Annotated in this window: 21 protein-coding genes; all 21 read right to left on the bottom strand. The window is 69.8% G+C overall.

Translation table 11 applies throughout. The features are described 5' to 3' along the window. Window positions 1-22 precede the first annotated feature (22 nt). The gene (gene atpD, locus ACLZOT_RS10610; RefSeq protein ID WP_416968534.1) at window positions 23-1,459 is read right to left on the bottom strand and encodes a F0F1 ATP synthase subunit beta; all 1,437 of its coding nucleotides are present in this window, start codon (window positions 1,457-1,459) and stop codon (window positions 23-25) included. Further along, a complete protein-coding gene (locus ACLZOT_RS10605; RefSeq protein ID WP_416968533.1) occupies window positions 1,459-2,385 on the bottom strand; it encodes a F0F1 ATP synthase subunit gamma in 927 nt (308 codons plus the stop codon). Before ACLZOT_RS10605 ends, atpD begins: the two co-directional genes overlap by 1 nt. A 21-nt stretch (window positions 2,386-2,406) precedes the next feature. Then, window positions 2,407-3,990, bottom strand: a complete 1,584-nt coding sequence (atpA, locus tag ACLZOT_RS10600; protein WP_416968532.1) for a F0F1 ATP synthase subunit alpha — start codon at window positions 3,988-3,990, stop codon at window positions 2,407-2,409. 122 nt (window positions 3,991-4,112) lie between these two features. Beyond that, window positions 4,113-4,928, bottom strand: coding sequence for a F0F1 ATP synthase subunit delta (locus ACLZOT_RS10595; RefSeq protein ID WP_416968531.1), 816 nt, complete (start codon window positions 4,926-4,928; stop codon window positions 4,113-4,115). After that, window positions 4,925-5,470 carry a F0F1 ATP synthase subunit B gene (locus ACLZOT_RS10590; protein WP_416968530.1) on the bottom strand — a complete coding sequence of 182 codons (546 nt, stop codon included), beginning with the start codon at window positions 5,468-5,470 and terminating at the stop codon, window positions 4,925-4,927. Before ACLZOT_RS10590 ends, ACLZOT_RS10595 begins: the two co-directional genes overlap by 4 nt. A 41-nt stretch (window positions 5,471-5,511) precedes the next feature. Further along, window positions 5,512-5,760, bottom strand: coding sequence for an ATP synthase subunit C (locus ACLZOT_RS10585; protein WP_010357477.1), 249 nt, complete (start codon window positions 5,758-5,760; stop codon window positions 5,512-5,514). Window positions 5,761-5,839: 79 nt separating this feature from the next. After that, window positions 5,840-6,667, bottom strand: coding sequence for a F0F1 ATP synthase subunit A (gene atpB, locus ACLZOT_RS10580; protein WP_416968529.1), 828 nt, complete (start codon window positions 6,665-6,667; stop codon window positions 5,840-5,842). A gap of 225 nt (window positions 6,668-6,892) precedes the next feature. Then, window positions 6,893-7,306, bottom strand: coding sequence for a hypothetical protein (locus ACLZOT_RS10575; RefSeq protein ID WP_355861563.1), 414 nt, complete (start codon window positions 7,304-7,306; stop codon window positions 6,893-6,895). A gap of 334 nt (window positions 7,307-7,640) precedes the next feature. Further along, complete coding sequence (locus tag ACLZOT_RS10570) at window positions 7,641-8,933, bottom strand: MraY family glycosyltransferase (protein ID WP_416968528.1); 1,293 nt, start codon at window positions 8,931-8,933, stop codon at window positions 7,641-7,643. 139 nt (window positions 8,934-9,072) lie between these two features. After that, window positions 9,073-10,323, bottom strand: a complete 1,251-nt coding sequence (gene glyA / locus ACLZOT_RS10565) for a serine hydroxymethyltransferase (protein WP_416968527.1) — start codon at window positions 10,321-10,323, stop codon at window positions 9,073-9,075. A 66-nt stretch (window positions 10,324-10,389) separates the two neighbouring features. Then, complete coding sequence (locus tag ACLZOT_RS10560) at window positions 10,390-11,049, bottom strand: protein-tyrosine-phosphatase (protein WP_416968526.1); 660 nt, start codon at window positions 11,047-11,049, stop codon at window positions 10,390-10,392. Between the two features lie 46 nt (window positions 11,050-11,095). Then, window positions 11,096-11,743, bottom strand: a complete 648-nt coding sequence (locus ACLZOT_RS10555) for an L-threonylcarbamoyladenylate synthase (RefSeq protein WP_319735859.1) — start codon at window positions 11,741-11,743, stop codon at window positions 11,096-11,098. Between the two features lie 52 nt (window positions 11,744-11,795). Continuing rightward, window positions 11,796-12,641, bottom strand: a complete 846-nt coding sequence (gene prmC / locus ACLZOT_RS10550) for a peptide chain release factor N(5)-glutamine methyltransferase (protein ID WP_416968525.1) — start codon at window positions 12,639-12,641, stop codon at window positions 11,796-11,798. Window positions 12,642-12,672: 31 nt separating this feature from the next. Beyond that, the gene (prfA, locus tag ACLZOT_RS10545) at window positions 12,673-13,749 is read right to left on the bottom strand and encodes a peptide chain release factor 1 (protein WP_416968524.1); all 1,077 of its coding nucleotides are present in this window, start codon (window positions 13,747-13,749) and stop codon (window positions 12,673-12,675) included. Window positions 13,750-13,861: 112 nt separating this feature from the next. After that, window positions 13,862-14,086, bottom strand: a complete 225-nt coding sequence (rpmE, locus tag ACLZOT_RS10540) for a 50S ribosomal protein L31 (protein WP_416968523.1) — start codon at window positions 14,084-14,086, stop codon at window positions 13,862-13,864. Between the two features lie 259 nt (window positions 14,087-14,345). Then, entirely contained in the window at window positions 14,346-15,437 is a 1,092-nt protein-coding gene (locus tag ACLZOT_RS10535) for an LCP family protein (protein ID WP_416968522.1), read from the bottom strand. Between the two features lie 174 nt (window positions 15,438-15,611). After that, window positions 15,612-17,621 (bottom strand): transcription termination factor Rho, encoded by a 2,010-nt coding sequence (rho, locus tag ACLZOT_RS10530; protein ID WP_416968521.1) that lies wholly within the window; start codon window positions 17,619-17,621, stop codon window positions 15,612-15,614. 393 nt (window positions 17,622-18,014) lie between these two features. Then, complete coding sequence (thrB, locus tag ACLZOT_RS10525) at window positions 18,015-18,950, bottom strand: homoserine kinase (protein WP_416968520.1); 936 nt, start codon at window positions 18,948-18,950, stop codon at window positions 18,015-18,017. Window positions 18,951-19,194: 244 nt separating this feature from the next. After that, window positions 19,195-20,253, bottom strand: a complete 1,059-nt coding sequence (gene thrC / locus ACLZOT_RS10520; protein ID WP_416968519.1) for a threonine synthase — start codon at window positions 20,251-20,253, stop codon at window positions 19,195-19,197. Window positions 20,254-20,259: 6 nt separating this feature from the next. Beyond that, window positions 20,260-21,552, bottom strand: coding sequence for a homoserine dehydrogenase (locus ACLZOT_RS10515; protein ID WP_416968518.1), 1,293 nt, complete (start codon window positions 21,550-21,552; stop codon window positions 20,260-20,262). A 146-nt stretch (window positions 21,553-21,698) separates the two neighbouring features. Further along, complete coding sequence (lysA, locus tag ACLZOT_RS10510) at window positions 21,699-23,090, bottom strand: diaminopimelate decarboxylase (protein WP_416968517.1); 1,392 nt, start codon at window positions 23,088-23,090, stop codon at window positions 21,699-21,701. Window positions 23,091-23,113: the final 23 nt, after the last annotated feature.

Genomic DNA, 23,113 nt, shown 5'->3' with positions numbered 1-23,113 from the left:
CCCCCTCAGAACTCACAGGAGTTCAGGAGACGCCCAGCTCCTTGGCGTTGGCCTTCAGGTCCTCGATGCCACCGCAGAGGAAGAACGCCTGCTCCGGGAAGTGGTCGTAGTCGCCGTCGATGATCGCGTTGAACGCGGCGATCGACTCGTCCAGCGGCACGTCCGACCCGTCGACGCCGGTGAACTGCTTGGCGACGTGGGTGTTCTGGGACAGGAAGCGCTCCACGCGACGGGCGCGGTGGACGGTGAGCTTGTCCTCCTCACCCAGCTCGTCGATACCGAGGATCGCGATGATGTCCTGGAGGTCCTTGTACTTCTGGAGGACCGTCTTGACGCGCATCGCGGTGTTGTAGTGGTCCGCCGCGATGTAGCGGGGGTCCAGGATCCGGGACGTGGAGTCCAGCGGGTCCACGGCCGGGTAGATGCCCTTCTCGGAGATCGGACGGGAGAGAACCGTCGTCGCGTCGAGGTGGGCGAAGGTGGTGGCCGGGGCCGGGTCGGTCAGGTCGTCCGCGGGGACGTAGATCGCCTGCATCGAGGTGATCGAGTGACCGCGGGTCGAGGTGATGCGCTCCTGGAGGAGACCCATCTCGTCGGCCAGGTTCGGCTGGTAGCCCACCGCGGAGGGCATACGGCCGAGCAGGGTCGACACCTCGGAACCGGCCTGGGTGAAGCGGAAGATGTTGTCGATGAAGAACAGCACGTCCTGCTTCTGCACATCGCGGAAGTACTCCGCCATGGTCAGACCGGCGAGGGCCACGCGCAGACGGGTGCCCGGGGGCTCGTCCATCTGGCCGAAGACGAGGGCCGTCTTGTCGATGACGCCCGAGTCGGCCATCTCCTCGATGAGGTCGTTGCCCTCACGGGTGCGCTCACCGACACCGGCGAACACGGAGACACCGTCGTGGTTGTTGGCGACGCGGTAGATCATCTCCTGGATGAGCACCGTCTTGCCGACGCCGGCACCGCCGAACAGACCGATCTTGCCGCCCTTGACGTACGGGGTCAGCAGGTCGATGACCTTGACGCCGGTCTCGAACATCTCGGTCTTCGACTCGAGCTCGTCGAAGTTGGGGGCCTTGCGGTGGATGGACCAGCGCTCGCCCTCGTACTGCTCGTCGACGTTCAGGACCTCGCCGAGGGTGTTGAACACCTTGCCCTTGGTGAAGTCACCGACGGGGACGGTGATGCCCGTGCCCGTGTCGGTCACCGGGGCCTGGCGGACCAGACCGTCGGTGGGCTGCATCGAGATGGTGCGGACCAGGCCGTCACCCAGGTGCTGGGCGACCTCCAGGGTCAGCGTCTTCTTCGCGCCGTCCTCGGCGGGGTCGGCGACCTCGACGTGCAGCGCGTTGTAGATGTCGGGCATGGCGTCGACGGGGAACTCCACGTCGACGACCGGGCCGATGACCCGGGCGATACGGCCCGTGGCCGTCGCGGTCTCAACAGTGGTGGTCATTAGCGGTCACTCCCCGCGGTCGCGTCGGCCAGGGCTGCGGAGCCACCGACGATCTCGCTGATTTCCTGGGTGATTTCGGCCTGGCGGGCCGCGTTGGCAAGGCGGGAGAGCGTCTCGATCAGCTCACCCGCGTTGTCGGTGGCCGACTTCATCGCACGCCGCGTCGCCGCGTGCTTCGAAGCCGCCGACTGGAGCAGCGCGTTGTAGACGCGGCTCTCCACATAGCGCGGCAGCAGGGCGTCGAGGACGTCCTCCGCCGAGGGCTCGAAGTCGTACAGGGGAAGGATCTCGCCCTGCTTGGCCTCGGCCGAGCCCGCGCCCGCCGCCTCGTCGAGGCTGAGCGGCAGCAGACGGTCGTCGAGCGCGGTCTGCGTCATCATCGAGACGAACTCGGTGAACACGATGTGGATCTCGTCCACCCCGCCGTCCGCCGTCTCCTTCTCGATCGCCTCGATCAGCGGCGCCGCGACCTGCTTGGCGTCCGCGTACGTCGGCTCGTCGGTGAAGCCCGACCACGAGTCCGCGATCTTCCGCTCACGGAAGTTGTAGTGCGCGACACCCCGGCGGCCGACGATGTACGTGTCGACCTCCTTGCCCTCGGCCTGGAGCTGCGCCGTGAGCTTCTCCGCCGCCTTGATGGCGTTGGAGTTGAAGGCGCCGGCCAGACCGCGATCGCTGGTCAGCAGCAGGACCGCGGACCGTACGACGGTCTCGGCCTGCGTGGTCAGCGGGTGCTTCGTGTTCGAACCGGTCCCGACCGCCGTGACCGCGCGCGTCAGCTCGGTCGCGTACGGCGTGGAGGCCGCCACCTTGCGCTGCGCCTTGACGACGCGCGAGGCGGCGATCATCTCCATCGCCTTGGTGATCTTCTTGGTCGCGGTGACGGATCGGATGCGACGCTTGTAGACCCGGAGCTGGGCTCCCATGAGTCAGGTCCCTTCCTTACGTCACTTGGCGGCGGAGTCTTCGCCGAGCAGCTTGCCGTCCGCGGTCTCGAACTGCTTCTTGAACTCCGCGATGGCGTCGTCGATCGCCTGGATGGTGTCGTCCGACATCTTGGCGCCCTCCTTGATGGAGGTCATGAGGCCCTGCTCCTTGCGGTGCAGGTACTCAAGCAGCTCCTTCTCGAAGCGGCGGATGTCGACGACCGGAACCTCGTCCATCTTGCCGTTGGTGCCGGCCCAGATGGAGACGACCTGGTCCTCGGTGGCCATCGGCTGGTACTGAGCCTGCTTGAGCAGCTCCACCAGACGCGAACCACGCTCCAGCTGGGCCTTCGACGCGGCGTCCAGGTCGGAACCGAAGGCGGCGAACGCCTCCAGCTCGCGGTACTGGGCGAGGTCGAGACGCAGTCGGCCGGAGACCTGGCGCATCGCCTTGTGCTGCGCGGAACCACCGACTCGGGAGACGGAGATACCGACGTTCAGCGCGGGGCGCTGACCGGCGTTGAACAGGTCCGACTCCAGGAAGCACTGGCCGTCGGTGATGGAGATGACGTTGGTCGGGATGAACGCCGACACGTCGTTCGCCTTGGTCTCGACGATCGGCAGACCGGTCATCGAGCCGGCGCCCAGCTCGTCGGAGAGCTTCGCGCAGCGCTCCAGGAGACGGGAGTGCAGGTAGAAGACGTCGCCCGGGTACGCCTCGCGGCCCGGCGGGCGGCGCAGCAGGAGGGAGACGGCGCGGTAGGCGTCGGCCTGCTTCGACAGGTCGTCGAAGATGATGAGGACGTGCTTGCCCTCGTACATCCACTGCTGGCCGATGGCGGAACCGGTGTACGGCGCCAGGTACTTGAAGCCGGCCGGGTCGGACGCGGGGGCGGCGACGATGGTCGTGTACTCCAGCGCGCCGGCCTCTTCGAGGGCGCCACGCACGGAGGCGATGGTCGAGCCCTTCTGGCCGATGGCGACGTAGACGCAGCGGACCTGCTTCTTCGGGTCGCCGGAGCGCCAGTTGTCGCGCTGGTTGATGATCGTGTCGACGGCCAGGGCGGTCTTGCCGGTCTGGCGGTCGCCGATGATCAGCTGACGCTGGCCACGGCCGATCGGGGTCATCGCGTCGACGGCCTTGTAGCCGGTCTCCATCGGCTCGTGGACCGACTTACGGGCCATGACGCCGGGAGCCTGGAGCTCCAGGGCGCGGCGACCGCTGGTCTCGATCTCGCCGAGGCCGTCGATCGGGTTGCCGAGCGGGTCGACGACGCGGCCGAGGTAGCCCTCGCCGACCGCGACGGAGAGGACCTCACCGGTGCGGTGCACCGGCTGACCCTCCTCGACGCCGCTGAACTCGCCGAGGACGATGGCGCCGATCTCGCGCTCTTCCAGGTTCAGCGCGAGGCCGAGGGTGCCGTCCTCGAACTTCAGCAGTTCGTTGGCCATGGCCGAGGGAAGGCCCTCGACCTTCGCGATGCCGTCGCCGGCGAGGGTGACCGTCCCGACCTCCTCGCGCGAGGCCGCGTCCGGCTGGTACGACTGGACGAAGGTCTCCAGCGCGTCCCGGATCTCCTCCGGCCGGATCGTGAGCTCCGACATCTGAGTTCCTGCTCTCCTTGTTGGGCCCGAAGTTTCACTTGGGGGGATTGGGGACTCCCCCCATGTAAAGAGGTGAATCCTCTGCACGGCCCAACGCGGGCCGTATTTCTACGTCTGTCTTGCTAGCTCGCCATGCGGCGGGCGGCGTCCTCGATGCGGTCGGCGACCGAGCCGTTGATGACCTCGTCACCCACCTGCACCCGGATCCCGCCGACGACCTCGGGGTCGACGTCGAGGTTGAGGTGCATCGAGCGGCCGTAGAGCTTGGCGAGGGCGGCGCCGAGGCGCTGCTTCTGGCCGTCGCTCAGCGGGACCGCCGAGGTGACCACGGCGACGATCCGGTCCCGGCGCTCGGCGGCGAGCTTGGAGAGGGCCTCCAGGCCCGATTCCAGGCTACGGCCACGCGGCGCGGTCACCAGGCGGGTCACCAGCCGTTCGGTGGCCGCGTCCGCACGGCGCGCGAGCAGGCTGCGCAGCAGCTCGCCCTTGGCCGCGGCGGTGGCCTTCCGATCGGTCAGCGCGGCGCGCAGCTCGGTCGAGGAGGAGACGATCCGCCCGAAGCGGAAGAGTTCGTCCTCGACGTCGTCGAGCGTGCCCGCCTTCTGGGCGGCGGTGAGGTCGGCGATGTTCGCCAGTTCCTCCAGCGCGTCCACCAGGTCGCGGGACTGCGACCAGCGGCTGCGGACCAGGCCGGCCACCAGGTCGGCGGCGGGGCCGCTGATCCGGTCGCCGAGCAGGCGCGCGGCGAGCGCGGCCTTGGCCTCGCCGGACTGCGCCGGGTCGGTGAGGACCCGACGCAAGCTGACCTCGCGGTCGAGCAGTGCGGTCACGGACGCCAGCTCACCGGCGAGCGCGCTCGCGTCGACCGACGTGGCGTCGGTCAGCGCGTCGAGGCGCTCCCGTGCGGCGGCCAGGGCCTCGCGGCTGGCTCCGTTCATCGCGACGCCTCGGCCTTCTCCTCAAGGTCATCGAGGAAACGGTCGATGACGCGGCTCTGCCGGGCGTGGTCCTCAAGGGACTCGCCGACGAGCTTGCCGGCCAGTTCGGTGGCGAGCTTGCCGACGTCCTGGCGCAGCGCGGAGGAGGCTGCCTTGCGGTCGGCGGCGATCTGCGCGTGACCGGCGGCGACGATCTCCTCGCGCTGGCGCTGGCCTTCGGCGCGCATGTCCGCGATCAGCGTGGCGCCCTGCTCCTGCGCCTCCTGGCGCAGTCGGGCGGCCTCGTGGCGGGCCTCGGCGAGCTGGGCCTTGTACTGCTCCAGGACGCTCTGGGCCTCCTGCTGCATGGCCTGCGCGTCTTCGATACCGCCCTCGATGGCCTCGCGACGCTCTTCCAGAACCTTGTTGATGTTCGGGAGGAGCTTCTTGGCGAGGAAGCCGAAGACGATGACGAAGGCGATGAGGCCGATGACGAGCTCGGGGACCGGCGGGATGAGGGGGTTTTCCGCCTCCTCAGCCGCCATGAGAACCAGAGGGCTCATATCAGTGCCTTTCGTCGAAAGGGGCGGTCCGACGGATCAGGTCAGGCGCTCGGGTAAACGAACGGCATGACCAGACCGATCAGCGCGAGCGCCTCACAGAAGGCGAAGCCGAGGATCTGGTTGGCGCGGATCAGGCCGGCAGCTTCGGGCTGGCGGGCGAGCGCCTGGGTGCCGTTACCGAAGATGATGCCGACGCCGACGCCCGGGCCGATGGCGGCGAGGCCGTAACCGATGGAGCCGAGGTTGCCCTTGATCTCGACGCCGGCGGCAAGGGTCTGGAGAGCGGACATGTCCGGTTCTTCCTTCTCTTTCAAGGTCCGGTGGGGGTTGGCCACCGGGTGCTTTGGGGGGTGCGGGAGCGGGCTGTGCTCAGTGGTGCTCGGCGAGCGCGCCCTGGATGAAGGTGCAGGTCAGCAGCACGAAGACGTACGCCTGAACTGCCTGGATGAAGAGCTCGAAGGCCGTCATCACGATGACCATCACGAAGGACACGCCGGAGTAGGCGATACCGATGCCGTTGAGCATGTACCAGCTGGCGATGGTGAAGAGCAGCAGCAGCGTGTGGCCGGCGAACATGTTCGCGAAGAGCCGGACCGCGTGCGTGAAGGGGCGCACGATCAGGTTCGAGAGCAGTTCGAGGGTCATGACCATCGGCAGGACCGCGCCGAGGGACTTGTCGTAGCCGCTGAAGTTCTTGAAGGCGCCGACGAAGCCGTGCCGCTTGAAGGTCAGGGAGACCCACAGGATGTACACCAGGGCCGCGAGGCCCGCCGGGTACGCGATGATCGAGGTGACCGGGAACTGGGCGAGCGGGATGATCGACCAGAGGTTCATCACCCAGATGAAGAAGAAGAGGGAGACGATGAGAGGTACGTACTTCTCGCCCTCCTTCTTGCCGATCGTCTCGTAGACGACGCCGCGCCGGATGAAGTCGTAGCCGGCTTCGGCGACCATCTGCAGCTTGCCCGGGACGACCTTCGGCCTGGCGAAGGCGGCCCAGAAGAAGCCGACGATGATGATCGAGCCGAGCAGCGCCAGCAGCATCGTCTTGTTGAAGTACAGGTTGCTGTCCGCGTCGCCGAAGAGCGGCTTGAACAGGAACGAGTGAAGGCCCGGAGCGACCGTGTCGAAACCACACCCGTCGAACAGGTGACAGCTCGTGTCGAAAGCGAGCGTCTGCGTCGGGTCAGCACTCACCGCGGGCTCCTTCGTCGTGGCGCATAGGTACGGCAACCTCGTTGTGTCGGCGCGGCACGGGGCCGCCGTTCGGCACGGGACTGGTGTTACGGATGTGAGGGCGGCTCAGGGGCATCTCGCCTCGCGATTGGACAGGCGTCAGCTCGAATGCCCGCGCCCGCGATGCCGCAGTTGGCACCGGACGATAGCAGGATCTCTCGTACGTCCTTATCCCGCCCCTACCTCTCACGACGAGTGCCCCGATTTTTCGGGCTCGACGTAGAGGATCTTGGCCTTCATGTGGGCACGCGTCTGAGCCGCGATCCACGCGAGGGTGGCGACGACGAGCGTGATGGCGAAGGCCCGGGGGTTGAACAGGGTGGTGTTCTTGAACACGGCCATGAAGACGAAGAGCAGCAGGATCTGCGCCGCGTAGAGCATCAGGCCCATGGACTGGAAGAGATGCGGAAGCGTTTTGGCCGTGCGCTGGAGCACGTAGAACCCGATCCCCATGAAGAGGGTCACCACGACCGTCGCGACGACCGCCCCGATGGCGCCCTTGCCGCCCGCGACCACACCGCTGACGACAGCGGCGATAGCGCCGGCGGCGGCTGTGGGCACAGCGGCCTGGGCCAGGATCCGGACGTCGTTGGACGGCATGGCGGCAACTCCGCGTTCAAGGGAGGGGGAAGGGCTGTCGTCATGGACGAGCGTAGACCCGGTTCGAGGGGGTGAGACCTCAGACCTTTGGACCGTCGTACTGCGGTCCGTCGGCTCTGTCCGGGGTTCTCGTGAACCGTATCACAAACTATTTGATGAGGTCTTTACCTCGAAGGGGTGCCAGGTGTCACACATGAGAGTGAACGTGCACGCGTGAGCGAGAACCGGGGGAGCTTGTCTGGTATTGCCCCCTTCGCACCCTCTAGCTTCCCCCACGACTTGGCAATGCTCTAGTCAGATTCTTACTTTGAGCGGGACCCCGCTCGGAACGTTCTCACCTTCGGGGGAACCGGGTACGACCCCCCACGGCGGTCGCCCCGTTGACGCCGGCCCCCGCACCCACCGGCGTCCGCTCCTCGGCCTCCTCCGGTGCCACCGGGAGGAGGGCCGGCACGGCCCTGCGGCGCCGGTAGCGCGGCGGCAGGAACGCCTGCGCCCACCGCGGGGCGCGCGGGGTGAAGCGGGGCAGCAGCAACAGGACCAGGCCGACCGCGCTCAGCGCCGCGACGCCCAGGACGATCCACATCGACGCCGAGTTGACGGAGTAGGCCAGCGCCCCGAACGCGATCAGCGCCGACCAGAAGTACATGATCAGGACGGCCCGGCTGTGCGAGTGGCCGACCTCCAGGAGGCGGTGGTGCAGGTGACCCCGGTCCGCCGCGAACGGGGACTGGCCGCGCCAGGTGCGGCGGACGATCGCGAGGATCAGGTCGGCCGCCGGGATCGCGATGATGGTCAGCGGCATCAGCAGCGGGATGTACACCGGCACCATCTGGTGGACGGCGTCGCGCTCGGAGCCGACGTACAGCTTCATCGCGTCCGGGTCGACCTGGCCGGTGATGGAGATCGCGCCCGCCGCGAGGATCAGGCCGATCAGCATCGACCCCGAGTCGCCCATGAAGATCCGCGCCGGGTGCATGTTGTGCGGCAGGAAGCCCAGGCACATGCCCATCAGGATCGCCGAGAACAGCGTCGCGGGGGCGGCGGCCTCGATGCCGTACGAGTACCAGATCCGGTAGGCGTACATGAAGAACGCGGCGGCGGCGATGCACACCATGCCGGCCGCGAGGCCGTCGAGGCCGTCCACGAAGTTGACGGCGTTGATCGTGATGACGACCAGGGCGACCGTCAGCAGGGTGCCCTGCCACTGCGTCAACGCGACGGTTCCCACGAACGGGATCGGCAGCCACAGGATCGTGAGCCCCTGGACGACCATGACACCGGCGGCGATCATCTGCGCGCCCAGCTTGATCAGCGCGTCGATCTCGAACTTGTCGTCGAGCACACCGATCAGCCAGATCAGCGCGGCCCCCGACAACAACGCCCGAGGCTCGTTCGACTTCTCGAACACCTCGTTCAGGTTGGTCAGATGATCCGCGACCAGCAGCCCCGCGCACAGCCCGAAGAACATCGCGATCCCACCGAGCCGCGGAGTCGGTTCCCGGTGCACGTCACGCGCCCGGATCTCCGGCATCGCCCCGGCCACGATCGCGAACTTCCGCACCGGCCCGGTCAGCAGATACGTCACCGCGGCCGTGATGCAGAGCGTCAGCAGGTATTCACGCACGGGCTTCCCCACAGGTCTCGCTGGCCATCTCAGCCCCACACCCTAGCGACGAGCGCATACGGGTAAGGACATCCGGGTAGCCACGATGGTTGCACGTCCGGCTGTGTGCCCCTCTGTACGTGTGCCCCGGACCGCCCGTTCAGTCCGGATACGGCGGCCGTTCCCGGACCAGCTCCGCCACTTCCTCACACCCTCTCCGCGCGGTCACCTCACCTCGTACGACCCCCGCGAGCAGCACGGCGACGCGGGCCATCTCGGCCTCCCCCATCCCCTGCGTGGTCACGGCGGCGGTCCCCAGCCGCAGCCCGCGCCCGCCGCCGCCCGGCAGACCGCAGCAGTCCAGAATCACCCGGGCGGCCGCCAGCCGCCCCCGCGCGGCCTTCGCCTCGACCCCGAGCGGCGCCGGATCGACGACGATCAGATGGGTGTCGGTCCCCCCGGTGATCACCCGCATCCCCTCGGCCGCGAGCCCCGCCGCGAGCACCCGGGCGTTGGCGACGACCTGCCGCGCGTACCCCGCGAACGCCGGCGCGGCGGCCTCCCCGAACGCCACCGCCTTGGCGGCCACCGTGTGCATCTGCGCCCCGCCCTGCGTGAACGGGAAAACAGCCCGGTCGACCCGTTCCGCGAGCTCCTCCCCGCACAGCAGCATCCCGCCCCGGGGCCCGCGCAGCACCTTGTGCGTGGTCGCGCACACCACATCGGCGTACGGCACGGGACTGGGCGCGACGCCCCCGGCGACCAGGCCGACGGTGTGGGCGGCGTCGGCGATCAGATAGGCGCCCACCTCGTCGGCCACCTCGCGGAAGAAGCCGTGATCGAGATGGCGCGGGTACGCGATCGACCCGCACACGATCGCCTTCGGCCGATGCTCACGGGCCAGCCTGCGCACGGCGTCGTGGTCGACCAGCCCGCTGTCCGGATCGACGCCGTAGGACACGAAAGAGAACCAGCGGCCCGAGAAGTTGACGGGCGACCCGTGCGTCAGATGGCCCCCGTCCCGCAGGCCCAGCGCGAGCACGGTGTCACCGGGCCGCAGCAGCGCGGCGTACGCGGCCAGCACGGCGGACGAGCCCGAGTGCGGCTGCACGTTCGCGTGGCCCGCCCCGAACAGGGCCTTCGCCCGCTCCACGGCGATCCGCTCGGCGACGTCGACGATCTCGCAGCCGCCGTGGTGCCGGGCCCCCGGATACCCCTCGGCGTACTTGTTGGCGAGCACGGAGCCCAGCGCGGCCAGCACGGCGGGCGAGCAGAAGTTCTCGGCGGCGACGAGTTGCAGCCCGGAAGCCTGCCGCCGCCGCTCCCCGAGCAGCACCTCGGCCAGCTCGGGATCCTGCCGCAGCAGGACATCGGCTGCATCGGCTTGCGGCACAGGCGGGGAGACGGTCATGACAGGCTCCCGGGCTTCGAAGCGGGCGTACCCCCAATGTAGGCCCGGCGCCCCCGGCCCGCCCGTCTACATCCGCGCGGGCACCCCGGTGAGCGCGGTCACGACGGGATCCAGCGCCTGGTGTATCTCGTCCCCGATGGACCGGAAGAACGGCAGCGGGGCCCCGTACGGATCGTGCACCTCGTCCGCCTCGGGGGTGGGGGCCAGGAGCCAGCCGCGCAGGGCCGCGGCGGCCCGTACGAGGGCGCGGGCGCGCATGACGACCCCTTCGTCCAGGGACGGCAGGGTGGCCGGGTCTATGGCCTTCACGAGCCGGGTGAACTCCTTGAGCGTGAAGGTCCGCAGGCCCGCGGAGTGCCCCATGGAGATGACCTGCGCCCGGTGGTCGCGGGTGGCGGTCAGCACCAGGTCGGCCCGGATGACGTGCTCGTCGAGCAGCTCACGCCCGGTGAACCCGGACGCGTCCGCCCCGAACTCCGCGAGCACGGCCTCTGCGTTGGCCTCCATGGGAGCGCCCTCGTGCCCCCAGGTCCCGGCGCTCTCGACGATGAGCCCGCCCCCGAGGATGCCGAGCCGCTCGGCGACGAAGTGCCGGGTGAGCCGCTCGGTGATGGGCGAGCGGCACACGTTCCCGGTGCTGACGTGCAGGATCCGGAAGCTGTCCCGGGGGAACCCGAAGGTCGTCGTGATCTCGGCGGCCGACTCCCCACCGCCTATGCCCGGCATGGGGAAACCCCCCGCCCGCACAGGTCAGCGCAGCGCACGGGCCCCGTCAATTCGCCACCTCAAGATCGGGTACGACCTTCCGCAGCTCCTCCGCGGTGATGGCCCCCTCGCGCAGCAGGACGGGCACCTCGCGGGTGACGTCGACGATGGAGGAGGGCACGTTCCCGGGCGTGGGCCCGCCGTCGAGGTAGACGGAGACGGAGTCCCCCAGCATGCCCTGGGCCTCGTCGCAGTTCTCCGGCGCCGGGTGCCCGGTGAGGTTGGCGGAGGACACGGCCATCGGCCCGACCTCGGTGAGCAGCTCGATCGCGACGGGGTGCAGCGGCATCCGCACGGCGACGGTCCCCCGCGTGTCCCCCAGGTCCCACTGGAGGGACGGCTGGTGCCGGGCGACCAGCGTCAGGGCGCCCGGCCAGAACGCGTCGACCAGCTCCCAGGCCAGCTCGGAGAAGTCGGTGACGAGCCCGTGCAGCGTGTTGGGCGAGCCGATGAGCACGGGCGTGGGCATGTTGCGGCCCCGCCCCTTCGCGTCGAGGAGTTCCGCCACGGCCTCGGAGGAGAACGCGTCCGCGCCGATCCCGTACACCGTGTCGGTGGGCAGCACGACCAGCTCGCCCCGCCGGACGGCGGACGCGGCCTCACGCAGACCGGTCGTACGGTCGGTCGCGTCGTTGGTGTCGTATCGCCGTGCCATGTCTAGCAAGCCTCCAGCTCGAATACGTACGGAACAGTCACCGAAGCAGTCATCACGGCATCGCCCGGCGGGCGGTCGCGAAGCGGGGGCGGTTGTTGAGGTCGGGGTGGTCGGCGGCGTCGGCCCAGCCGAGTTCCTCGGTGAAGATCCACGGCACCTGCCCGCCCTGCGTGTCCGCGTGCTCGACGACGACGACGCCGCCGGGCCGCAGCAGCCGGTGCGCGGTGCGCTCCAGGCCCCGGATGAGCGTGAGGCCGTCCTCGCCGGAGAACAGCGCCAGCTCGGGGTCGTAGTCGCGGGCCTCGGGGGCGACGTACTCCCACTCGGTGAGCGGGATGTACGGCGGGTTGGTGATGACCAGGTCGACCTGGCCGTCGAGGTCGGGGAACGCGTCGAGGGCGTTGCCCTGGCGCAGGTCGACGCGGGAGCCGGCCATGTTCTTGCGGGTCCACACGAGCGCGTCCTCGGACAGCTCCACGGCGTGCACCTTGGAGCGCGGCACCTCCTGGGCGAGGGCGAGGGCGATCGCGCCGGAGCCGGTGCACAGGTCGACGATGGTCGGCTCGACCACGTCCATCGCGCGCACCGCGTCTATGGCCCACCCGACGACCGACTCGGTCTCCGGGCGGGGCACGAACACCCCGGGCCCGACCTGGAGTTCCAGGTATCGGAAGTAGGCCCGCCCGGTGATGTGCTGGAGCGGCTCGCGCTGCTCGCGCCGGGCGATGGCCTCCCAGTAGCGGGCGTCGAAGTCGGAGTCCTTCACGGAGTGCAGTTCGCCGCGCTTCACCGCGTGCACGAACGCGGCCAGCTCCTCCGCGTCGGTACGCGGCGAGGGCACGCCGGCGGCGGCCAGCCGCTGGGTGGCCTGGGCCACCTCGGCGAGCAGCAGGTTCACGCGAGTCCTCCGGTCTTCGTCACTGGGGTGCTTACGCGGCCGCGAGCTTCGCCGCCGAGTCCGCGTCGACGCACGCCTGGATGACCGCGTCGAGGTCGCCGTCCAGGACCTGGTCCAGGTTGTACGACTTGAAGCCGACACGGTGGTCGGAGATGCGGTTCTCCGGGAAGTTGTACGTACGGATCTTCTCGGAGCGGTCGACGGTCCGCACCTGGCTGCGCCGGGCGTCCGCGGCCTCCCGCTCCGCCTCCTCCTGAGCGGCGGCGAGCAGCCTGGAGCGCAGGATACGCATCGCCTGCTCCTTGTTCTGCAACTGGCTCTTCTCGTTCTGACAGGAGGCTACGACGCCGGTGGGCAGGTGCGTGATGCGTACGGCGGAGTCCGTGGTGTTGACGGACTGCCCGCCGGGGCCCGAGGAGCGGTAGACGTCGATGCGCAGGTCGTTCGGGTTGATCTCCACGTCGACCTCCTCGGCCTCGGGCGTCACCAGGACACCGGCGGCGGAGGTGTGGATACGGCCCTGCGACTCGGTGGCCGGCACGCGCTGCACGCGGTGCACGCCGCCCTCGTACTTCAGCCGCGCCCAGACGCCCTGGCCGGGCTCGGTGGCGCCGTTGCCGCCCTTGGTCTTCACGGCGACCTGGACGTCCTTGTAGCCGCCCAGCTCCGATTCCGTGGCGTCGATGATCTCGGTCTTCCAGCCGACGCGCTCCGCGTACCGCAGGTACATCCGCAGCAGGTCGCCGGCGAACAGGGCGGACTCGTCGCCGCCCGCGCCCGCCTTGATCTCCAGGATCACGTCCTTGTCGTCCGAGGGGTCGCGCGGGACGAGCAGCAGGCGCAGCTTCTCCGTCAGCTCCTCGCGCTGCTTCTCCAGCTCCTTGACCTCCGCCGCGAAGTCCGGGTCGTCGGCGGCGAACTCCTTCGCCGTCACGATGTCCTCGCCGGTCTGCTTCCAGGAGCGGTACGTCCCGACGATGGGGGTCAGCTCGGCGTAGCGCTTGTTCAGCTTGCGCGCGTTCGCCTGGTCGGCGAAGACCGCCGGGTCGGCGAGCTGCTTCTCCAGGTCGGCGTGTTCCGTGACCAGTTCCTCGACGGCCTCGAACATCTCGGTGCTCCTGCTTTCGCTTACGGATGTGAAGTGGGCGGCGACCAAAAACGCCGGTCCCGGGAGCACTCCCTCGCGGGGGCGCTGCCGTGGACCGGCGAAGAGGGGCTCGCTACTTCTTGGAGCCGGCGGCGGCCTTGCCGAAGCGGGCCTCGAAGCGGGCCACGCGGCCACCGGTGTCGAGGATCTTCTGCTTGCCCGTGTAGAACGGGTGGCACTCGGAGCACACGTCCGCGCGGATGGTGCCGGACTGGATCGTGCTGCGAGTCGTGAACGACGCGCCACAGGTGCAGCTGACCTGCGTCTCGACGTACTCGGGGTGGATGTCGCGCTTCAAGGGATTCTCCTAGATTTACGGGAGGGCACCGGGTCGCTTCCGCGGTCGCGGGGCGTGAACCGGGGCCGACGTACCAGTCTGCCAGGACTGGAGCCATACGCCCAAACCGGGGGGTGGGGGGTTGTATTCCCGGGGGGCGGGTGCGGGCTCGTCATGACTGGTCCCGCGCCTCTTCGAGATGAAAAGCAAGGCGCTTGCGCCTGCTTTTCAGGGGCGCGGGGAACTGCGCGAACGGCCACGACGCACCCGCACCCGGCCTTCACGACGCAGCCACCACCCCATTGGCCTCCCCCGTCGCCGTTCCCTCCGTGGCCGTCTTCGGGATCGGCTGGTCCGTCTTCAGGGCCGTCCAGACCTGGGCCGCCTTGGTCTCGGCGATGATCACCCGGTTCGGGTTCGCCGGGTCGTACTGGACGGGCATCGTGACCATCGTCATGTTGGACGAGCTGATGCCCTTCAAACCGTTGGCGAAGGACATCAGGGAGTTGACCGAGCCCAGGTCGGAGTCGGTCGTGACCGCCTTCGTGGCCGTGTTCGCGAGGTCGTACAGCTTGGTGGGGCTCGTGAAGAGGCCGATGGACCCGACCTGGTTGACGAGGGCCTTGATGAACGCCTGCTGGAGCTGGATGCGGCCGAGGTCGGAGCCGTCGCCGACGCCATGACGGGTGCGGACGAGACCGAGCGCCTGTTGCCCGTTGAGGGTGTGGGTGCCGGCCGCCAGGTCGAGGTGGCTGTCCTTGTCGCTGATCGCCTTGGTCGTCGTGACCCGCACACCACCGAGCTCGTCGATGAGCTTCTCGAACCCGGAGAAGTCGACTTCGAGGTAGTGGTCCATCCGCAGGTTCGTGATGGACTCGACGGTCTTGACGGCGCAGGCGGCCCCACCGGTGGTGTACGCGGAGTTGAACATCACCCCGTTCGCGGCATCGTGGGTGACACCGCGCGCGTCGGTGCAGGCGGGCCGGTCGACGAGGGTGTCCCGGGGTATGGAGACGACGCCGGCCTTCTTGTGCCCCTCGTAGACGTGGACGATCATCGCCGTGTCCGAGCGGGCGCTCCCGTCGTCGGTCCCCCCGCCGAGCTTCTTGTTGGACCCGGACCGCGAGTCGGACCCGAGGACGAGGATGTTCTCGGAGCCGTTGTCGACCTTGGCGGGCCGGTCCGTGCCGAGGGCCTGGTCGATGTCGACGCTCTTGATGTTGCCGTTGAGCTTGAAGTAGAGGTACCCCGCCCCGGTCCCGCCGAGGACGAGGATCCCCCCGGCGACCCACGCCGCGACCATCAGCCCCCGCCGCCTCCTGGGCTTGCGGTGGCTGTTCCCCGGTATGTCAGGCGTGCTCTCGGCGGACATGGCTCCTCGGCTCTCTTCTGCCTCGTCTCATCATCACTCCGCCAGATCAGACGGGGAAACTCCGGACAGGGTTGCACAAGTCGCCAGAGCCGATCAAAAACACAGGAAAAAGACAGAAAAACGGTCACCCCCCGTGCATGAGGGGTGACCGTTCTCAGAGACCGCCTACAGACGTCAGTCGCTGCCGTTGCCCGGCGTCGTCTTCTGGATCTGCATCAGGAACTCGGCGTTCGACTTCGTCTGCTTCATCTTGTCGAGGAGCAGCTCGATCGCCTGCTGCTGGTCGAGCGCGTGCAGCACCCGGCGCAGCTTCCAGACGACCGCCAGCTCCTCGTTGCCGAGCAGGATCTCTTCCTTGCGGGTACCGGACGCGTCGACGTCGACGGCCGGGAAGATCCGCTTGTCGGCGAGCTTCCGGTCGAGCTTGAGCTCCATGTTGCCGGTGCCCTTGAACTCCTCGAAGATCACCTCGTCCATGCGGGACCCGGTGTCGACGAGCGCGGTCGCGAGGATGGTCAGCGAGCCGCCGTCCTCGATGTTGCGCGCGGCACCGAAGAAGCGCTTCGGCGGGTAGAGGGCCGTCGAGTCGACACCACCGGACAGGATGCGGCCGGAGGCGGGCGCGGCGAGGTTGTACGCACGGCCCAGACGCGTGATCGAGTCGAGCAGGACGACGACGTCGTGGCCCAGCTCCACCAGCCGCTTGGCGCGCTCGATGGCGAGCTCGGCGACCGTGGTGTGGTCCTCGGCGGGACGGTCGAAGGTCGAGGAGATGACCTCGCCCTTCACCGACCGCTGCATGTCGGTGACCTCTTCCGGACGCTCGTCGACGAGGACGACCATCAGGTGGCACTCGGGGTTGTTGTGCGTGATCGCGTTGGCGATGGCCTGCATGATCATGGTCTTGCCGGTCTTCGGCGGGGCCACGATCAGACCGCGCTGGCCCTTGCCGATCGGCGACACGAGGTCGATGATCCGCGTGGTCAGCACACCCGGGTCGGTCTCCAGACGGAGCCGGTCCTGCGGGTACAGCGGCGTCAGCTTGTTGAACTCCGGGCGGCCACGGCCGTGTTCGGGCGCCATGCCGTTGGTGGAGTCGAGCCGCACGAGCGCGTTGAACTTCTCGCGCCGCTCGCCGTCCTTGGGCTGGCGGACCGCGCCCGTGACGTGGTCACCCTTGCGCAGGCCGTTCTTGCGGACCTGGGCGAGGGAGACGTACACGTCGTTGGGGCCCGGCAGGTAGCCCGACGTACGGATGAAGGCGTAGTTGTCGAGGATGTCGAGGATGCCCGCGACGGGGATCAGGACGTCGTCGTCGGCGAGCTGCGGCTCGGCGGCGCCGAGTTCGTCACGGCCACGGCGGCCGCGGCGGTCGCGGTAGCGGCCCCGGCGGCCGCGGCGGCCGTCGCCGAACTCGTCGTCCTCGTCGAGGCGCGGGCCGTTGTCGCGCTGCTGGCGGTCCTGACGGCCACCCTGCTCCTGACGGTCCTGGCGCTCCTGACGGTCCTGGCGCGGCTGGCGCTCCTGACGGCCCTGGCCCTGCTGGTCGTCGCTGCGGCCCCGGCGCTCGCCCCGCTCACTGCGGTCACCGCGTTCGCGGCCACGCTCGCGGCGGCCCTGGCGGCGGCCCTCGCCGTCACCGGCGTCGGCCTGCGGCTGCGCGGCGACGGGCGCCTCGGCCTTGGGCTCGGTCTTCACCTCGGCGACGGCCGTCTCGACGGCGGCGGCCACGGGGGCACCGGCCTCGGCGGTGGCGCGGCGGCGGCCACGACGCTCGACGGGCGCGTCACCGGCCGGCTGGCCGGGGATGTCGATCTGCTGCTGGGCCTGCTCGGCGGCGGGCGCCTCGGCCTTGGCGGCGGGCGCCTCCTCGGCCGTACGGGCGCGGGAGGTGGCGCGGCGCTTGGGCTTCTCGGCGGGCGCCTCGGCCTGCGCGGCGGCGGCGCCGCCCCCGGCCTGCGCCTCCTTGATGACGTCGATCAGCTGGCTCTTGCGCATCCGCGCGGTGCCCTTGATCCCGAGGCCGGATGCGACCTGCTGAAGCTCTGCCAGCACCATGCCCTCAAGGCCGGTACCGCGGCGCCGCCGGGAGCCGGCACCGGCGGCAGGCGCGGAGGCGTCCGTGGCGGGCGCGGCAGCTGTCTCCTCGACACGTGCGCCCATCAGATCGGTGGTGTCGCTCACGAAGGGTCCTTCCCTGGAGCGGACGTCGGCCTGTCTGGCTCGGCGACCGGTTGTGCTGTCCGGCTCCTGTCCCTGTGTGTGGACGGAGGCCGGGGCGGTAATCCGCCGGAGCGGCGGATGAGGTTTCTGGTGATGGCGCTCCCCCGACAGATCAGGGGTCGCACCTGTTCCGGAGCGTGCCCTGCGGGCCACTCAGCGTCGGTATACAGCGCACTGCCCAGGTGCGTCGTACGGAACGCAATGCGGCTTGGGGAGCTCCCGGAAGAATGTCTGTCCCGGACGGGGACGTGAAGCACCTCGCCATGGTGGGGTCGGGTGCAGACTTGAGGTTAACACTACCGGATCCAACAAACATTCCCCCTCTCGAAATCCGGCGACGATTCACGCGATGCCTTATGCGTGGAGGTCGCCGGCGGGTGCGAGCGGCAATACGCTCGCCCCCTGAAGGTCCAGGCCCAGCCGGTTGGCGGCCCAGTCCGCACCCGCCGACGCCTCGACCTTGTCGGCCGATTCCGCGTCGGCCAGCGCCATCACGGTGGGTCCCGCGCCGGAGATCACCGCGGGGATCCCGTCGGCGCGCAGCCGCTCGACGAGCGCCGCGCTCTGCGGCATCGCGGGGGCGCGGTACTCCTGGTGGAGCCGGTCCTCGGTGGCGGGCAGCAGCAGTTCGGGACGCCGGGTCAGGGCCTCGACGAGCAGCGCGGCACGGCCCGCGTTGGCGGCGGCGTCGACGTGCGGGACGGTGCGCGGGAGCAGTCCGCGCGCGGTCTCGGTGAGGACCGGTTTCCCGGGCACGAAAACCACCGGAACGATGGAATCGGCGGGCTCGGTACGGATCGCGCGGGCGGCGCCGCCGTCCATCCAGGAAATGGTGAATCCGCCGAACAGACAGGCCGCGACGTTGTCGGGGTGGCCCTCGATCTCGGTGGCGAGTTCGAGGAGCGCGGCGCTGTCGAGCCGGGATTCGCCGCCTATGGTGACGGCGCGCGCGGCGACGATGCCGGCGCAGATCGCGGCGGACGAGGAGCCGAGGCCGCGGCCGTGCGGGATGCGGTTGGCGCAGACGATCTCCAGGCCGCGCGGCTGTCCGCCGAGGGCGTCGAAGGCGGTGCGCATGGACCGGACGAGGAGGTGGCTCTCGTCGCGCGGGAGGGTCTCGCTGCCCTCTCCGGCGATGTCGATGTGCAGCCCGGAGTCGGCGACCCGGACGACGACGTCGTCGTAGAGCCCCAGCGCGAGGCCGAGGGCGTCGAAGCCGGGCCCGAGGTTGGCGCTGGTGGCGGGGACGCGCACCCGGACGGCGGCGGCGCGGAAGGCTGGACCGGCCATCGCTCGATGAACTCCTTGAGCTGCGGAACTGTCGATTGTCATGCGGCGTCGACGTTCGGTGACTGACGTGCGGTGAGACCCCCCGGGGCTGCGGCGACGGCGCGGCAGCCCGGCATCCGCGGTGCATATGCAGCGGGCGGGTTCGCTACAGCCTATCGAAGGAAGGTTCTGTGGCGACATAGGGCGCACAGGAGGCGCACGATGCGTGTCGTAAGCCCCCTGTGCACCCCTGGCGGGGAAACCCCTAGACGAGACCGAGGTTCTGGGCCGCGGCCGCCGCGTCGACGGGGACGGTGAGCGGCTGCGGGGCGCCCGCGACCGCCCAGTCGGGGTCCTTGAGGCCGTTGCCGGTGACCGTGCAGACGATGCGCTGGCCGGGGTCGACCTTGCCCTGCTCGGCGGCCTTCAGCAGGCCGGCGACCGACGCGGCCGAGGCGGGCTCGACGAAGACGCCCTCCTGGGCGGCCAACAGCCGGTAGGCGCGCAGGATCTCACGGTCCGTCACCTCGTCGATGAGCCCGCCGGACTCGTCGCGGGCGGCGAGCGCGTAGTCCCAGGAGGCCGGGTTGCCGATGCGGATCGCCGTCGCGATCGTGGACGGGTCCTTGACGACCTCGCCGCGCACGATCGGCGCGGAGCCGGACGCCTGGAACCCCCACATGCGGGGCGTCCTCGCGGCGACGCCGTCGGCGGCGTACTCCTTGTAGCCCTTCCAGTACGCGGTGATGTTGCCCGCGTTGCCGACCGGCAGGACGTGGATGTCGGGGGCGTCGCCGAGCATGTCGACGATCTCGAAGGCGGCGGTCTTCTGGCCCTCGATGCGTACCGGGTTCACCGAATTGACCAGCGCGACGGGGTAGTTGTCGCTCAGGTCGCGGGCGAGGGTGAGGCAGTCGTCGAAGTTGCCGTCGACCTGGAGGATCTTCGCGCCGTGCACGAGGGCCTGGCCCATCTTGCCGAGCGCGATCTTGCCGCGCGGCACGAGGACGGCGGAGACCATGCCCGCGCGGACGCCGTACGCGGCGGCGGAGGCGGACGTGTTGCCGGTGGAGGCGCAGATGACGGCCTGCGCGCCCTCCTCCTTGGCCTTCGAGATGGCCATGGTCATGCCGCGGTCCTTGAAGGACCCCGTCGGGTTCGCGCCCTCGACCTTGAGGTGGACCTCGCAGCCGGTGCGCTCGGAGAGCACCTGCGCGGGCACGAGCGGCGTGCCGCCCTCGCGGAGCGTCACGACCGGCGTGCTGGCGGAGACGGGCAGCCGGTCCCGGTACTCCTCGATGATTCCGCGCCACTGGTGGGTCATTGCTGGTTACTCTCCTTCAACCCGCATGATGCTGGCGACACCGCGGACAGTGTCGAGCTTGCGCAGCGCCTCGACGGTCCCGCTGAGGGCGGCGTCGGAAGCGCGGTGGGTGACGACGACGAGAGACGCCTCGCCGTCCTTGCCCTGCTGACGAACGGTATCGATCGACACCCCGTGCTCGGCGAACACGGTCGCGACCTGGGCGAGAACACCCGGTTTGTCCGCGACGTCGAGGCTGATGTGGTACCGCGTCACGACATCGCCCATGGGCGACACCGGCAGGGCCGCGTACGCCGACTCGCCGGGCCCCGTCGCCCCGCTGAGCCGGTTGCGGCACACGGCGACGAGGTCGCCGAGCACGGCCGAGGCGGTGGGCGCCCCGCCCGCGCCGGGGCCGTAGAACATGAGCTGGCCGGCCGCGTCGGACTCGACGAAGACGGCGTTGTAGGCGCCGCGCACGGAGGCGAGCGGGTGGGTGAGCGGGATCATCGCGGGGTGGACGCGCGCGGTGACCGAACCGCCGTCGGCGGCGCGCTCGCAGATCGCCAGCAGCTTGATCGTGCAGTTCATGTTCTTCGCCGAGGCGAAGTCCGCGGCCGTCACCTCGGACATGCCCTCGCGGTAGACGTCGTCGAGGCGCACGCGGGTGTGGAAGGCGATCCCGGCGAGGATCGCGGCCTTGGCGGCGGCGTCGAAGCCCTCGACGTCGGCGGTCGGGTCGGCCTCCGCGTACCCGAGGGCGGTGGCCTCGTCGAGCGCTTCCTGGTAGCCGGCGCCGGTCGAGTCCATCTTGTCGAGGATGAAGTTCGTCGTGCCGTTGACGATGCCGAGCACGCGGTTGACCTTGTCGCCGGCCAGCGACTCGCGCAGCGGGCGGATCAGGGGGATCGCGCCGGCGACGGCCGCCTCGTAGTACAGGTCCCGGCCGTGCTCCTGCGCCGCCGCGTGCAGCGCCGCGCCGTCCTGCGCGAGGAGCGCCTTGTTCGCCGAGACGACCGAGGCGCCGTGCTCGAAGGCGGTCGTGATGAGGGTGCGGGCCGGTTCGATGCCGCCGATGACCTCGACGACGACGTCGATGTCCCCGCGCTTGACCAGCGCGGTCGCGTCCGTCGTGACGAGGGCCGGGTCGATGCCGTCACGGACCTTGGACGGGCGGCGTACGGCCACACCCGCGAGTTCCACGGGGGCGCCGATCCTCGCGGCGAGGTCCTCGGCGTGCGTCGTCATGATGCGGGCCACCTCTGAGCCGACGACTCCACAGCCCAGCAGCGCCACCTTCAGCGGACGCGTACGCATCATGCGACCTCGTTTCCTCATACGGTCTACGGTTCGACCAGTCTCACCCACCGGACCGCGGTTTCTGCCCCGGGTCCGGATCGTGAGACGTCGATTTCATTTCCATCAGCCCTGCTGACAGGAGATTCTTCCGTGGCGGTCCGTGGATGTCACCCCACGTCGAGCCTGAGCAGATCCTCCTCGGTCTCCCGCCGCACGATCACCCGCGCCTCGCCGTCTCTGACCGCCACCACCGGGGGCCTCGGCACGTGGTTGTAGTTGCTCGCCATCGACCGGCAGTACGCGCCCGTCGCCGGTACGGCGAGCAGGTCGCCCGGCGCCAGGTCGGCCGGCAGGAACGCGTCCTTCACGACGATGTCCCCGCTCTCGCAGTGCTTGCCGACGACGCGCGACAGCATCGGCTCGGCGTCGCTGGTGCGCGAGACGAGGGCGACGCTGTACTCGGCGTCGTACAGCGCGGTGCGGATGTTGTCCGACATGCCGCCGTCGACGGAGACGTACGTCCGCAGGCCGTCCAGGGGCTTGAGCGTGCCGACCTCGTACAGCGTGAACGCCGTCGGGCCGACGATCGCGCGGCCCGGCTCGACCGAGATGCGCGGGGTGGCGAGGGCCGCCGCCTCGCACTCGCGGGTGACGATCTCGTTCAGCGCCTTCGCGATCTCGTGCGGCTCGCGGGGGTCGTCGGCGCTGGTGTACGCGATGCCGAGGCCGCCGCCGAGGTCGATCTCCGGGAGCTCGACGCCGTGCTCGTCGCGGATCTCCTTCAGCAGGCCGACGACCCGTCGCGCCGCGACCTCGAAGCCCGACATGTCGAAGATCTGCGAGCCGATGTGGCTGTGCACACCGATCAGCTCCAGGCCGTCGAGCTGGAGCGCGCGCCGTACGGCCTCCGCGGCCTGGCCGCCGGCCAGGGGGATGCCGAACTTCTGGTCCTCGTGGGCCGTCGCGATGAACTCGTGCGTGTGTGCCTCGACGCCGACCGTGATCCTGATCTGCACCTTCTGGCGCTTGCCGAGGTCGCGGGCGATGTGCGCGACGCGGACGATCTCCTGGAAGGAGTCGAGCACGATCCGGCCCACCCCGGCCTCGATCGCCCGGCGGATCTCCTGTACGGACTTGTTGTTGCCGTGCAGCGCGATGCGCTCCGCGGGCATCCCCGCGGACAGGGCCGTCGCGAGTTCGCCGCCCGAGCAGACGTCCAGGTTCAGGCCCTCCTCGTGCAGCCAGCGCACGACCGCCCTCGACAGGAACGCCTTGCCCGCGTAGAAGACGTCCGCGTCGGGGCCGAACGCCGTGCGCCAGGCCCTCGCCCGCGCGCGGAAGTCCGTCTCGTCCAGGACGTAGACGGGGGTGCCGAACTCCTCGGCGATACGCGTCGCGGGGATGCCGCCGACGGTCAGCTCACCGTGCTCGTCCCGGCCGACGGTCTGCGCCCAGACCTTCTTGTCCAGCGTGTTCAGGTCGGCGGGCGGGGCGCTGTAGTGCCCCTCCGGCAGCACATCGGCGTGACGGGGCCCGGCGGGGTGTGCGGAACGGCTCATCTTCGTTCAGGGCGCTTTCTATC

This window comes from Streptomyces sp. 4F14, from assembly GCF_048159485.1.
GTDB lineage: Bacteria > Actinomycetota > Actinomycetes > Streptomycetales > Streptomycetaceae > Streptomyces.
The sequence above is the reverse complement of the archived record's forward strand: the minus strand, read 5'-3'. Positions and strand labels throughout refer to the sequence as shown.